Raw genomic sequence first — 14,141 nt, forward strand, 5'->3', positions numbered from 1 at the left:
AAAATGACGAAAGTTAGTAAAATTTTATTTCATGCCAGTTGGTTAAGTTCGGTATACTTCCTCCTGCTACTTCTTAACAACTATATCATTAAATCTGATGTTTTTTTAATAGGATTTATCCAAGAACTGGCTACAATCCCAATTATGTTTGCTCAATTCGGCCTCTGTGTTGCGGCTTTAATTTATTGGATAAAAGATAGTTTTAGGTTAAAAGAATATTCTTTTTATACCGTGGTGATCTCGTTTTGTAACATTGCGTTCATTGTTTTAAGCTTTACTAGCTGGTAGGTTAATTTGGATTTTAAAAAAATTAAATGCAACTTTGATGCATTAATGAAAGACAAGGAAAAACATACACTCAATGCCCTTCATAAGTTGGTTAGCTATTTTATGGTATTGCTTTTTCTTGCCTTTCCTATTGTTCAAGTTGTCCATTGGCATGCGCACGCTTCCAAAATCACCACTCATAATGATAGCAAGTTAGTGATAGACAACATCGCTGAACAATGCAAAATTTGTGACTTTCTGGCACATAAACAGCTCAAAGAGTTTCATATGTCGAACTCAATTGAATTAGTTGTCCCAATTGTACAGCCTGTTAAAACTTGCACAAACTTAATTTCGGGCAATTACACTTTTACCTTAAACGGTTTTACAAATAAGGGTCCCCCAACCCCTCTCTGCTAATCTCTCCTCCGGTATTTCGGCATAGCCCGAACCTACTGATAATTCACACATCTTTTCTTTTTCCCTGCTATGGCTAAGAAACTCCTTTAAAGGCTATTTCTTTCGTTAGCAAGTTTATGTTTTTATGATAATGAAGAAATTCAGTATCCTCAGCTTCATGCTGTTTTTGCAGACCTTTGTTTTTGCCCAGCAAGCTCAGCTCACCGTACACGTAACAGGTGCCCGTGGTTTTGCTATCAATGATGCGAGGGTGACGATTAATGGCACTCGACAAATTTATACAGACTCAATTGGTCAATTCGTGCTCAGCGGCATCGTAGGCGCCACTTACTCCCTTCGTATTAGCAAACAAGGATATCTCAATGAAAACAGACAAATAAAGTTAGAGTCCAAAAATCAATCGTTAACCATTAGTCTGGCTACGTTAAGCCATCAACTAGATGAAGTACTTGTTAAAGAGAACCGGAATTTGATTAGAAAAGGAGAGGAAGTGTTAAATGTAGCAGTAGTTAACTCGGATTTCATTCAGCGTAACCTAGGGGGAAGCTTAATGAAAACGCTGGAGCGGTTACCCGGTATAAAAACCATTGGTATTGGGTCAGGTCAGTCGAAACCGCTTATCAGGGGGCTGGGCTTTAACAGAGTGGTGGCGGTAGACAAAGGCATCAAACATGAAGGACAACAATGGGGAGCCGATCACGGCCTCGAGCTTGATCAATTTGCTGCCGGAGAGGTTGAAATATTAAAAGGGGCAACTTCATTTATGTATGGATCTGATGCCATTGCTGGTGTAATAAATGTAAAACCCTCCCGGCCCCCTTTAAAACATACAATTGCCGGTAATGTAGATTTGATTGGGAAAACCAACAACAATTTATACGGAACCTCGGTCAACTTACTCGGAAGAAATGATAAATTCTTCTTTGACACCAGGTTTACCTATCAGGATTATGACGACTATCGGGTACCGACAGATCGGGTATACGTTTATGACTTTGAAGTACCGATAACCAACAACTACCTGAGAAATACAGCAGGAAAAGAAACTGGAATACATTGGAGTGCTGGAGTAATTGGTGAAAAATCAAATACTGTTTTTTACTTCAGTAATGTTCATAGTAAAAGTGGCTTCTTTGCCAATGCTCATGGATTAGAACCCAGAAAAGTAGCTGCTGAATTTCATGATCGTTCGAATAGCGACATCCAATTGCCAAGTCAGGAAGTAAATCACCTAAAACTTATCAATAGAACGGCTTACCAATTTGAGCAGCACAAAATTGAGCTAGAGCTAGGCTTTCAACGAAATTTTAGGCAAGAATTTAATCAGTATGTAAACCATGGCTATATGCCTGCCAATTACCCTAGCAACCTCCAAATCCCAAAAGATCTTGAGCGTGAGTTCGATAAGAAAGTACTCTCAGCGAACCTCCGCAATAAATTCATTTTAAATGCACATCAATTCACCATTGGAACAAACCTAGAATTCCAGGACAACCTCATAAACGGGTGGACTTTTCTTGTGCCATCATTTAAGCAATATACTGCTGGCATATTTATCTACGACCAATTAAAACTGAATGAAACACTTATACTCCAGGGTGCAATTCGTTACGATTACGGGAAAATGAAACTCGCAAAATATACCGATTGGTTTGAATCTAACGATTCCCAAAAACTGGTTCGGGCAGAGAATCTTACCCGTAATTTCAATAGTTTAGTTTGGTCGCTCGGTGTAAATTACAACCCGTCAAAGTTATTTTTCAAAGCAAATATTGGCAAAAGCTTCAGAATACCCATTGCAAAAGAACTCGGCGCAAACGGGGTAAATTATCATTATTTCAGCTACGAAAAAGGAGACCCTGGTCTTTCTCCGGAAAAATCATATCAGTTGGATGCAACTTTAGGATGGAAAGAGAGGAGCTGGTCGCTAAATATCAGTCCTTTTTACAATTACTTTCCGAATTACATCTATCTAAACCCCACGGCTAACTATGATTACTTCTATGGCGCCGGAAATCAGGTTTTTGAGTACGCACAAAGTAAGGTGATCCGCTATGGTGGAGAACTTGAATTCAATTACAAATTAACAAGCTTCCTAAACGCCGAAATATTGGGTGAATACCTTTATGCAATGCAAATATCTGGGGTCAAAAAAGGATTTACCCTCCCTTTTTCTCCCCCTCCATCGCTATTGTTAAATCTCACTTATTCTCCAAAAGACACTAAACTATTTAAAGATTCTTATTTCTCTGCAGATTATCGAATAACTGGCAAGCAGCACCACATTGTCCCACCGGAGAAAAAAACCGAAGGCTATCAAGTTATCAACCTGCAAATTGGAACGAGCCTACATTTTTATAATCAACCGCTTAGGGTAAGTCTGCAAGCCCAAAACCTGACGAATAAAAAATACATGAACCATACCAGCTTTTACCGCTTAATCGCACTACCCGAGGCAGGGAGGGACATTGTACTGTCCTTGAAAATCCCTTTCAAATTAGTTAAACACAATCACAATTAATATATCATCATTAAAATTAAAAAATCCATTATGCAAATTATTAACACAAAAACAACCACTATGAAAATCACTAAATTCTTTTTAATGCTGGCTACAATAGCAGCACTATTTACGGCTTGCAAGAAAGACAAAATTCTTGAAATGCCAACCATTACTGACATGGAAGTTGGTACCGCCAACAGCAAGGTAGCTTTTCCAGGCACCGATTTACATATTGAAGCTAAACTCGATGCTAAAGAAACGATCTCCAGCGTAAAGCTTGCCATTACCCCTATCTCAGCAACAGGATGGACACTTAACGAGGAATTCACAGCAGGCTATATTGGCAGCAAAAACTCAGAATTCCACGAACATGTAGATATTCCTACTGATGCTGAGCTTGGAAAATATCGGATAGTTTTAACGTTAACCGATCAAAAAGGACAGGTTACCACTTCAGAATCAGAACTAGAATTAAAATATGACCCAACACTACCACAAGCTACCAATTTTGAGGTTGGTCTAAATACCGCCGGTAACGATTTGCACCTGGAAGCGAACATTACCGCTGTGAACAAAATTGCCAAAATCATTGTCGAGGTTCATGGAGGTACTTATGAAAAAGAAGTCGAGTACACTGATGCCGCAATGGTTGGTTCAACTACTTACAATTTACACAAACACGTTAATGTAACGGATGCACCAAAAGGCCACTACCATGTTCATCTTAAGATTGTAGACCAGGCAGGTAAAGAAAACGAATTCGAACAACACTTCGACAAAAACTAAAAAACGACTTCATAACATGAAAAAATTTAAAAAACTAGTTGTTTTATTTTATCTCATTGGCATTTTTGCAGTTGGGTGTAAAAAAGATGAAGGCGAGGTAGATATCGAATATCCGATAATTGATATTGCTTTTGCAGATGCTTTTCCCATTCAGTGTAGCACATTTACACGGGGGCAAACAATTACATTTAAAGCAAAATTTACCGATAACGCAGCACTCGGGTCTTACAGTTTAGACATTCATCACAATTTCGACCACCATTCTCATAGTACAGAGGTATCAAATTGCACCGCCGAAGCTGTAAAAACTCCTATCAAACCTTTTTTATTGATTAAAACTTTTCAAATTCCGGCGGGACAAACAATGTATGAAGCGAATAATCAGCTCACAATTCCTGCAGATATTGATGCTGGCGATTATCATTTTCTAATTAAACTGACCGACAAAGAAGGGTGGCAAACCTTGAAGGGAATCAGTATTAAAATAATTTAAATTGGCAGGCAGATTTTCCATTTGGAAAATCTGCCTTATTTTCTGACCTCAAAAGTAAAAATCCTCGTTCCTGGCACGCCATTAGCAGACAACCCATTGATAACTCCCATATAAGTTCCAGGTAGATCGGAAGTAAAGAAACTAAAACTGCCTTTCCCGCTGGCATCTGTTTTTATAGTGGGAGACCAATATAATACATTTCTAAAATCGGGTAACCGGCTATTTACCTGAAGATCTGTTTCATAAGTGGGACTATAAAACTCGCGCTGTAATTGCATCCCTTCATAATCTAATACCACCGCATTCGGGTTAATATAGCTACTTCCAAAGTTAGGTTTAAAGCTGGTGAAGTTTAATATCCCATCAAATACCGCAGTGCCATAATAATAGCGCTCGCGTACAATGTCCAACTTCTTAACCTTTTTAGGATCAATTTCCATTACCTTGTTCATGTTAAAATAGGGTACTCCATCCAACAAAACCAAAGGTGTTCCATCTAAAAAGTCTGCTTTCCCTAAAACCCGAATGGTATAATCTTTTTGCGGTTTAGCGATAAATACCTCGCTTACATATTCCCGAAGCACATCTTCCATAAGATCGAACCGTGTATAGTCATCAAGTCTATAAGTTTTATAAGGTTTTCCAAAAAAGTTCGTAGTATCCACTCTCGGAGTGTTAAATCGCTTCCGCTCATTGGCAAAATAAGCGTTTTGAACTTGCGAACTCAAACTATGGGTTTGAATATCATTCAACAAACTTGGTTTGATAACCAGCTCTGGATATTCAAATTTACTGGATTGGTCAGAAAATGGACTTTCAACATCGATGATTGAAACAGTATCACTTCTTGTATTGGTTTGTATAACAATCTCATTCGTACCATAGAAGTCCTTCGTATTAAAAAAGAACTGACCAAGGGTATCCGTTACAGAGGTGAAAAATTGAAGTCGGGTACCAGGAACTCCCAAATACACATGTTCATTAATTCTTCGTTTGCCGTTTACTCCCTTCAATACACCATTTATTAAATGTCCTCTTACTTCTGGCAAAAACTTTACAACGGGAGGATTGCTGTTTAAAACCTCATTCCAGGCAAACCGTCTCCAACCCTGGGTGAGCAAAAGATGATCTAAGGCCCTCTTCGTTTCTTCCTCATTGTTTGAAAAATAATAGGCAGGAGATTCGATCTGCCCTTTTAATTCAGAACTTAACCAGAGATAACTTAAGATATCTTGTTGATCGATTCCTTGTAGAGAATCAATTTGCCTTACTGAAATGGATAAATCTGCATTTGAAGGCTCATTCTTTTCGTTCTTCAAGCTAAGATCTACAGTCACTTTTTTCCTAGTGCTATATGTAGTTAAATCTGTTTTGCTTTCAATTTTTAGTTGTTGTGCCGGTCTTTTAAAATATAAACGTTCACTTACGGCTTGCCCATTCTCATTGAAAATAGTTAGATGCGAAATCCCGTCATTTAATTGGGCTTTTTCAATTTTAAACATCACTTTTCCACTGCTCAGTTTACCCGTTGATGCAGATAGTGTTTTTTTACCATTATGAGCAAAAAGATATACTTGATTGGCGTTTACATTAGTCGCTACAGTAAGGCTTAGAAAATCAGGGTCATCATCTGTTAGCATTATATTATAGCCTTGTTTCTTTGCAATAGGCAAATCCTTAATGATGATTTCCTTTTTCGTCGCACCCGCTATGGCTTTATAAGTTTGATCAGCCAGCGGCGTAAAAATAAACTTACCAAGTCCGAATTTTAAAGATTGGAAACGAGCTACCGTATCATTTTTCTGGTTAACAATTACGCCCTTGATCTCAGCTCCCTTTCCGTCCAATCCGACTACCTTAAAACCAATACTATTGGCTACACCCTCTACCAGATCTCCTCCTTCTGGAAAAAACTGCATTACATATTCAGCTTTTCCATTCTTTTTCTGTTCCGGAGCAACAAGCGGATTTATCAAAGTAAGCTGTTTCTCGAAAAAATGGCTAACCCCATAATTCTGCATCCACTTTGTATACGCTCTAAATTTATAATTTCCACTACCAATCGTGGATGGAATTACCATCGACCCACTTGCCATACCACTTTTAAGTTCCACCTTTGTTTGCGCAACAGCAACATTGTTACGATCGGTTATTTCTATGTAAACGAGTTTACTTAAATCAACCGTTTTGTTGGTTAAGGCATCTACATTATAGACTTTAAACCAAAGCAACTCTCCCGTTATGTATTGTTCCTTATCGGTTTGTATAAAAATCTTCTCCTGGAAAGTATCCTGATAGTTGTTAAAAGCACTTTGCACTTTTTCTAATACCTGCCCACTGGCTGATAGCTTAACAACCATTAATACACTTAGTAAAATCAACTTTGGATAAATTCTCTTCATATATCAAGCTATTACTGCCAAAATGATGGCCTTTTATTTGTCCCCGTTAAAGTGCAATCAGCGCATTCTCTACCCGAAGAGTAATATCCTCCTTCCGGGGCATAATCTATTGGAATATTAATTCCAGACGCAAAAAATCCGACAAGTTCGGCTTGGCTTTTAGGTATCACAACAAAGGGAGGTCTCACACACCTTGGATTTTTCTTCAGAAAAAAAGAGGGGGGTAAATCTTTCTTTACTATGAAGATTCGTTTTTGTTGCACCGTGCCAGCACTAATGTACCCCAGGACAGGTTCATCCGGTACATTTTCATTGTGTATATTTCCTTTAATCTCAGAGGGTTGAGCATCAAAAATAGAGCCTAGCGTTTCCGTATTCTTTTTGAGTTGCTCATAGAATTGATAAGCTTCCTTTGTTAACGCATATTGTTTAACCAAAATGCTATATTTTTCACCCAACCTTTCCGCATGATGGTCGATTAAAGTGATCGGGCTTTCAAAAATAACATCCTTTTCAAGTTTAGCAGTAGAGCCCAAAAGAATGGTACTTGAATTATAATTGCCCCAACACTGAAAAATCTGATGCGTGGTTAAGTTCCGCTCTACAACCTCAACCCCGTTAAACATTAAAACCGACTGAAACGGCGCATAGAAGATCCAAGTGTCTGTATACTCCCAACGATAATAACGGCTATTTTGAGTTTCGTCATGCGTATTAACTGCAATTTGCAGACCATTAGCTCCAATTTTCCAAGTCACGTCATCAATTGGGGGAGATTCTTTAGCCGACACAAAATCAGATAAGTAATTTGTGTTAGTGGAAGTTTTAATCTTTAATCTATATTTCTTACTAGCCGATAAATTTAGCGAAGGAGCACCATAAACGCCGTTCCCCTTTTCTATTAATGCATAGGTTTCATTTGTTTCGCTTTCCACCATAACAGTCGCACCTGCTTCGGGTTTAATAGCTTGCTTATCATCTAAAAAAACCGTTCTGCTTAATGTAATAATAGTAGAATCATTTCCAGTATTAATAAAGCCCTCAACAACCAGCAAATTGCTATTCGTCTGCAAAACATCAGGTTTAAACCTTTCCTTGCAACTACTTAAAACTGCCGCAATCAGCACAAATTTCAATATATAGCTTAATCTCATTTTATATTCGTATATGTTGTTAAAACTTTATATTATAATTAATGAAAGGTATGGTTGAGGCAAAAATGGAGAGTTTGTATCCATTAATTACTCCACCTTCCTGTGTAAAATAGGTTGAATAAGCATTCTTTCTTCCAGTTAAGTTATAAAAACCAATAGTGAAAGAGTTATGTGCCAACTGGTTAACTTTATGGTTTCCTTCAATGTTGAAAGAAATATCTGAGCGGAAATAATCGGGAATTCGATAAGCGTTCCTATCAGAGTAATAAACGCGCTCGCTACCAGCATAATAATATTTCCCAACAGGTAAAGTTATGGGTCTACCCGTGCTATAAGTCAAGGTCAACGAGAGATTATACCGATGTTTAAGCCTATAGTTTCCAATGAAATTAAACGCATGAGGTTTATCATAATTAGCCGGATAAAAATTACCACCATTGATAGACACCCCATTTGTTAAATCATCCATTTTTAACAGTGTACGGGAATATGCATAGCTCATCCAGCCATTTAGTTTGCCGATATTCTTTTTCACGAAAAACTCTAGTCCATAAGCTTTTCCCCTCGTATTAACTACATCAGTTTCAATATGATGGTTTAGCACGAGGTTCGCACCACTTTTATAATCTAAGTAGTCTTTCAATGTTTTATAGTACACTTCCACCGAAGTCTCATACATTTGAGATTCGAAGTTTTTATACACTCCCAAAGAAATTTGATTGCCAAGCTGAGGCTTAATATTAGGATCACTCAATTTCCATACATCTGTTGGGGCAATTGCGGTGGTATTTGACAAGAGGTGGATGTATTGCCGCAGCGTATTGTATGCAGCTTTAATGGAAAGGTCTGGCTTAAAATTATATCTAGCAGACACCCTAAATTCGGGTCCTTGATAGGTTTTGATCAACTTATTTTTTCCATACGTTGTAACATTCACCAAATTAGCTTCGGTTATAGGTAACCCAGGCGCATAGTTATTAACGCTTTGAGGACCCAGATAATTATAAAGGGAATAACGTAGGCCTGCCGTAATCGAAAAATTAGCATTTAGGTTGAACTGATCGCCCACGAATAGGGCGCTTTCTAAAGCTTGTTCCGCTGGAACCAAATTCGGTGTAACCAATGATCCATTACCCACAGGATTAAAATTCCCAGGCTGAAGTTGATAGTAGATGGATGACAAACCAAAATTAAGGGTATGTTTTTCAGCTACTCCATAGGTAAAATCATACTTAACACTTGATTGGTTAATGTTAAAGTTGAGTTTATAGGCATTCACAGGATTTACATCGCTCCTAATATTATATTCATAAAAATCAGTCGCTACTGTTAGCGCACTATTTAGTTTTTGGTTAATAGCGTTTTTCCATTTTAGCGAGAAGTTCCGATTACTGTAATTATAACCCGTATCACTATTTAATTTAAAGTTATCCTTACTATAATAGCCAGAAAAAGAAAGCTCGTTTTTGTCATTTATTTTATGGCTTAGGCCTAAATTGAAATCGTAAAAGTCTGCACTGCTATTCTTATAGGCGTCTGGCAATAATTTAAGTAGCCAATTCGTATAAGTACCCCGTCCACCAAAAATAAATGAAGTCTTTCCACTATCAATGGGACCTTCTATATTTAACCTACTGGTTATCAATCCAATGCCAGCACTTCCAGTTATTTTATTCTTGTCTCCGTCTCTATTTACTACTTCTAATACCGATGCTAATCGTCCACCAAACCTCTCGGGAATTGAGCTTTTATACAGTTGCACCTCTTTAACTAGCTCAGGGTTAAATGCTGAGAAAAATCCAAAAAAGTGTGTGGGATTGTAAATCGTTGCGTCATTTAATAGGATAAGGTTTTGATCTGCCGAACCACCACGAACATTAAATCCAGTGGTCGCCTCTCCAACAGATTGTACTCCTGGTAAAGTAAGTACCACTCTTAAAATATCGGGCTCTCCAAAAACAGCTGGAACTTTTTTAATTGTTTTAATGTCCAATCTGTTTACTCCCATCTCTAAACTTTTGGTGTTAGATGTTTTATCGGAAACAATCTTTACTTCCTTTAATGCGATATATTGTTCTTTAAGATTGATATTCAATCTTCCATCGGCATATAGCATAATTTGGCGTTTGGAGTCTCTGTTCGCCCCTGCTTTTATCATTAAGGTATGGGCACCATTCGGTAAGCTTAAGGAATAGAGACCAGCTTCATTGGTACGAGCGCTATACTTTAGATCGGCTGTATGAATAGTTGCCCCAAAAATTGGCGCACCAGTATTTAAATCTCTAATATAACCAGCGATCGTTGCTATTCCCTTTTTTATTTCATTGGTTTTAATGCCAATTTCATAAATTTTATTGGGTGTAACTGCCTCTAGAATTTTATCCACTTCCTCTATAGTGGCAATACGTATTGGCTTTCGGCTGTTCGGCTCACTATCGGATGCTTTTGCATTGTTGGGATAATATCCTTCCCCCATTTCAAGGCTAATCAGTTTATCCTTTATCAAAAATACCTCATTCTTATAGATAACGAAGTTAACGGCTGTGTTTTCAAAAATTCTTTTTAAAACATCCGATAAGGTTCTTTGTGCTATTTTTGCAGTGAACCGCATACTATCCAAACTTGCAGCATCATAGTAAAATTGGAAACCGCTTTTAAATTCTAGCTCGTTCACAATGGTTTTAATTGTTGCTTGATTAAAATCTACATCCAGCTTACGACTAGCATTATTTTGTGCAAAGACTGTTGCAAAATTCAATAACAGAAAGCAATAAATGAAGATGCAGCTTAGGCGCCGATCAATTGTGTAAACTCTCATAATAAGTTGCTAAAACTACCATGGCTTCCTCGGGCTTTTGCTTAAATTTAATTTTATGCTCTTTTAAATACTTTTTTAGTTCATTCTTTTTATCTGGAAATAGATTTAAGAATGAATTTTCACTTTCAATCGCATAATATTTTCCCTCTTTTTCTATATAATAATTTGTTTTTGGCATGAAATAATAAGTCACTTCTTTATCCTTTAAACCTATCTGTTGCTTTTTATAGCGTTTTACAAATATTTTGATGTTGCCGTCAAAAATGTAATCAAAAAAACCCGGCTTTATAATAGATCGCGTTGTGTCAGTAACGTCTATATACTTGAAATGGTGATTGTTAATATAAAAATCAGACACCTTCTCGCTAATTAGGCTAAACATCGCATATTTCCCATACAAAGTGATCACCTTATCCTCGTAAATATTGTACATAAGCGGGATATCATCAAAACCTACCCCATCATATTTCACATAACCATTTACGAAAGCTGTTTGATCCTGAAAATTGGGCGATCCGATTACATTTGCACCGTAGTTCTGAAAAGATGGCCCGTTATAAAGTCTGGAATGTTGCTTAATGGCTGTTTTAAAAAGTGCCTCCACTCTATCAATTGGACTTCCATTCGGTTGTGCTTCTTTTGATGTTTGGGCATAAAGAGGATTTATGCAAAAAAAAACCACACAAAATACTTTGATTAACAGCATCCAACGCCCATGCATACCTATTAGTTTTATATGTAATAATAGTAAAAGTTTCTTAACTTAAGAAATAGTTTTTAAAGCAAGATAAGCTATGTTTTATTGTTTGGTAATGCTATTACCTATAGCGCAAATAACAAAATTCCGAACGCTGCCAACAAAAAATAAGCAACTAACCCGCCTGCTCCTGCATAATCTTTGGCAATGCGTTGCCCTAAAAATAAACTCAGCAAACTAACAGCAGATAATTGCAAACCGAGTAACAACAGCATGCTTTCTTGGGTAAAAAAATAGTAAACACTACCTCCAAAACTTAACAACCCCGCTGCAACTTCTAACAACGTAATCAATATAAAGAGCAAGGGCGAGAAGTTTTTTAAAAAAGTTTTCTCGAAAACACTGTTAATGTACCCCTTGTTTCCATCATAATCAAAAACTTTATCTAACCCAGATTGCAGGAATAGAATGCCAAAAAATAAGCCGACAAGAATTTGTAAGAAAGTAAGTATTGAATGATCCATGGTTTAAATATAAGTAATCCATAAAGAAATTTAGCTATATTAGTACTCCATTTGTTGCATAACTACCCCTCTGCAAAAAATCAGTAGAATTTCTTGGTTCCTGTTTGGCTCGGTAAAGTGAGATACCAACTCCTGCCCTTATAGGTATCTAAGATAGGGTGAGTCCCAGTTGAGTCCCACTTGAGTCCCACTTGAGTCACAGTTTTTTGCATTAAACTGGGACTCAACTAGGAGTTTTTCTAGTTTCAATAGTGTTGCATGGTTGTTCAATCTCAGAGCAGGTAATAACGTGATAAGCATGAAGTAAAGTCCTGTTATTAATTTGAGTAACGTAAGCGCTGACTCCTTTTCTACCTTTCTGCTTCCTCTGTGATGGTCCGGATTACTATATCGATTTCTTTTGCTGTTTGTAAAAGCATTGGATGTATCTCATAAAAAGTTTCCGGATCTTTATCTTTGGTATCTATTAAGGAAATCAAACCCATAAAGGCGGCTAAGGGTGCGCGGAGCTTGTGAGATTGAATAAAAGAGATTTCGCGCAACTTTGCATTTTGAACTTCAATTTCTGCAATATACCTTTTTTGTTCAGTGACATCCTGCATTGAGCCTATTATCCGGTTACCGCGCCCATGCTCATCATATTGTATATACGACCGATCGAAAACCGCTTTGTATTTACCGTTTGCACATTGGAACCGATATTCCAATTTAGACTTCGCCAATCCCTGCTTTATCATACTAACGAAATGTGCCAGGATTCGCTCAAGGTCATCAGGGTGTACTTTACTTTTCCACCAATCCAATGTTGTAAAATCGAGTTTGTAACCAAACAATCCCTGCAAGCCTTTGTTCCAAGTAATGGAACTCGTAGTGAGGTTCAGGTCCCAAATCGTATCACTCGTAGCTTTCGACACTGTATTGAACCTGTCCAGGATTTTTTTCCTTTCTATCTCCTGCAGAATTCGTTCGGTAACATCCCTGGAATTCGTAATAATACCTTTAATAACCGGATCGTTCAAGCGGTTGGTAATAATGGTTTCCATCCACCTTGTTTCACCATTAAAATGACGATATCTAAATGGCGGCATAATAACCCGGTTTTGAGTTTCCACGAGCTTAAACTGCAATCTTGCTGTTTCCCGGTCCTCAGGATGTACAAAATCAAACACATTCTTTCCTATCAGCAATTCGGGTTCTACTCCGAGCACCCTGGCAGCTGTAGGGCTAGCAAATTTATAAACTCCTTGCTGATCGAAGATGGTAACCAGATCTGAGCCATCTTGTACAAGTAGTTTGAACCGCTGCTCGCTAGAGGCAAGTGCTCCAGCGATGGTGTGTAACCCGGTAAGGTCTACAACGAATACCATTCGGGCAGCTTTATCGTTATAATACATTGACGTGCCCTTCACAGAGACAAAGAGCTCTTCACCGTTTTTCCTTTTGTGGATAACCAGCGACTGGTTGGTCATGTCTTTTTTAATTTGATTTTGTATAATATCGTCCAGAACAACTTTTTCCTCATCTGTCCGAATATCCTTTAGCTTCATTTTCAGGAACTCTTCCTTTGAATAACCATATAAGTCAACTGCGGCTTGGTTTACATCAAGAAATTGTAATGTCTCCAAATCATAGATCCATTTTGGGAGGGGGCTTTTTTCAAATGCAGCTTCACACTTCAAGCGTTCGTTTTCATCATTCCATTCAGTTTGTTTGGATCGACTAAGCTTATTTACAAGTAGTGAAATACCCGCGGGATTAAGAATTGCTTTAATTTCTAATATAAGGTCCTCGTCTTCGAACTTTGATTCAAATACTTTTTCTTGGTTAATATCTGTATCTGCTAGCAAATAGACATCAAGTTCGGCATAGATTGCCGAGAAAACCCCTGGCCAATTCTCCATTAAATGTGTACCCATTGGGGCCTTATTTGTTATGCTAAAAACTCGCGCGGCAGATGTATTCCATCCGGTAATGATCCATTCACGATTTACCTGGATATAGGCTTCTTTAATATAATCTAATATATTGTCAATTAAATTGTTATATGATTGAATTGGGCGATTCGACATTGCTAATT

10 protein-coding genes are annotated in these 14,141 nt (G+C 37.6%); 4 read left to right on the top strand and 6 right to left on the bottom strand.

The features are described 5' to 3' along the window. Positions 1–3: 3 nt before the first annotated feature. From BM207_RS11910 to BM207_RS11930, 4 genes are all read left to right on the top strand, one after another. The gene (locus BM207_RS11910; RefSeq protein ID WP_090994269.1) at positions 4–288 is read left to right on the top strand and encodes a hypothetical protein; all 285 of its coding nucleotides are present in this window, start codon (positions 4–6) and stop codon (positions 286–288) included. 529 nt (positions 289–817) lie between these two features. After that, positions 818–3,208: a TonB-dependent receptor gene (locus BM207_RS11920; protein WP_090994272.1), complete on the top strand. Its 2,391-nt coding sequence runs from the start codon at positions 818–820 to the stop codon at positions 3,206–3,208. A 60-nt stretch (positions 3,209–3,268) separates the two neighbouring features. Then, positions 3,269–3,976 carry a DUF4625 domain-containing protein gene (locus BM207_RS11925; protein WP_177217111.1) on the top strand — a complete coding sequence of 236 codons (708 nt, stop codon included), beginning with the start codon at positions 3,269–3,271 and terminating at the stop codon, positions 3,974–3,976. Between the two features lie 16 nt (positions 3,977–3,992). Further along, a complete protein-coding gene (locus BM207_RS11930) occupies positions 3,993–4,469 on the top strand; it encodes a DUF4625 domain-containing protein (protein ID WP_090994275.1) in 477 nt (158 codons plus the stop codon). Between the two features lie 35 nt (positions 4,470–4,504). On the opposite strand, the gene BM207_RS11935 is transcribed toward BM207_RS11930, so the two are convergent. The 6 genes from BM207_RS11935 to BM207_RS11960 form a co-directional block, all read right to left on the bottom strand. Then, positions 4,505–6,871, bottom strand: coding sequence for a hypothetical protein (locus BM207_RS11935; protein WP_090994276.1), 2,367 nt, complete (start codon positions 6,869–6,871; stop codon positions 4,505–4,507). Between the two features lie 11 nt (positions 6,872–6,882). Next, on the bottom strand, positions 6,883–8,025 hold the full coding sequence (locus BM207_RS11940; RefSeq protein ID WP_090994278.1) for a DUF4249 domain-containing protein: 1,143 nt from the start codon (positions 8,023–8,025) through the stop codon (positions 6,883–6,885). A 19-nt stretch (positions 8,026–8,044) separates the two neighbouring features. Beyond that, positions 8,045–10,843, bottom strand: coding sequence for a TonB-dependent receptor domain-containing protein (locus BM207_RS11945; RefSeq protein WP_218155049.1), 2,799 nt, complete (start codon positions 10,841–10,843; stop codon positions 8,045–8,047). Then, positions 10,824–11,549: a hypothetical protein gene (locus BM207_RS11950; protein ID WP_218155050.1), complete on the bottom strand. Its 726-nt coding sequence runs from the start codon at positions 11,547–11,549 to the stop codon at positions 10,824–10,826. The genes BM207_RS11945 and BM207_RS11950 overlap by 20 nt, the downstream gene beginning before the upstream one ends. A 116-nt stretch (positions 11,550–11,665) precedes the next feature. Next, positions 11,666–12,064 carry a DoxX family membrane protein gene (locus BM207_RS11955; protein WP_090994281.1) on the bottom strand — a complete coding sequence of 133 codons (399 nt, stop codon included), beginning with the start codon at positions 12,062–12,064 and terminating at the stop codon, positions 11,666–11,668. 350 nt (positions 12,065–12,414) lie between these two features. After that, positions 12,415–14,133: a PAS domain-containing protein gene (locus BM207_RS11960; protein ID WP_090994282.1), complete on the bottom strand. Its 1,719-nt coding sequence runs from the start codon at positions 14,131–14,133 to the stop codon at positions 12,415–12,417. Positions 14,134–14,141: the final 8 nt, after the last annotated feature.

Source organism: Pedobacter insulae (assembly GCF_900113525.1).
GTDB lineage: Bacteria > Bacteroidota > Bacteroidia > Sphingobacteriales > Sphingobacteriaceae > Pedobacter > Pedobacter insulae.

Bases quoted from the DNA above. Each gene is read 5' to 3' on its own strand.
- BM207_RS11925 (WP_177217111.1), top strand. From the start codon at position 3,269: ATGAAAATCACTAAATTCTTTTTAATGCTGGCTACAATAGCAGCACTA.
- BM207_RS11950 (WP_218155050.1), bottom strand. From the start codon at position 11,549: ATGCTGTTAATCAAAGTATTTTGTGTGGTTTTTTTTTGCATAAATCCT.
- BM207_RS11955 (WP_090994281.1), bottom strand. From the start codon at position 12,064: ATGGATCATTCAATACTTACTTTCTTACAAATTCTTGTCGGCTTATTT.
- BM207_RS11945 (WP_218155049.1), bottom strand. From the start codon at position 10,843: ATGAGAGTTTACACAATTGATCGGCGCCTAAGCTGCATCTTCATTTAT.
- BM207_RS11910 (WP_090994269.1), top strand. From the start codon at position 4: ATGACGAAAGTTAGTAAAATTTTATTTCATGCCAGTTGGTTAAGTTCG.
- BM207_RS11935 (WP_090994276.1), bottom strand. From the start codon at position 6,871: ATGAAGAGAATTTATCCAAAGTTGATTTTACTAAGTGTATTAATGGTT.
- BM207_RS11930 (WP_090994275.1), top strand. From the start codon at position 3,993: ATGAAAAAATTTAAAAAACTAGTTGTTTTATTTTATCTCATTGGCATT.
- BM207_RS11920 (WP_090994272.1), top strand. From the start codon at position 818: ATGAAGAAATTCAGTATCCTCAGCTTCATGCTGTTTTTGCAGACCTTT.
- BM207_RS11960 (WP_090994282.1), bottom strand. From the start codon at position 14,133: ATGTCGAATCGCCCAATTCAATCATATAACAATTTAATTGACAATATA.
- BM207_RS11940 (WP_090994278.1), bottom strand. From the start codon at position 8,025: ATGAGATTAAGCTATATATTGAAATTTGTGCTGATTGCGGCAGTTTTA.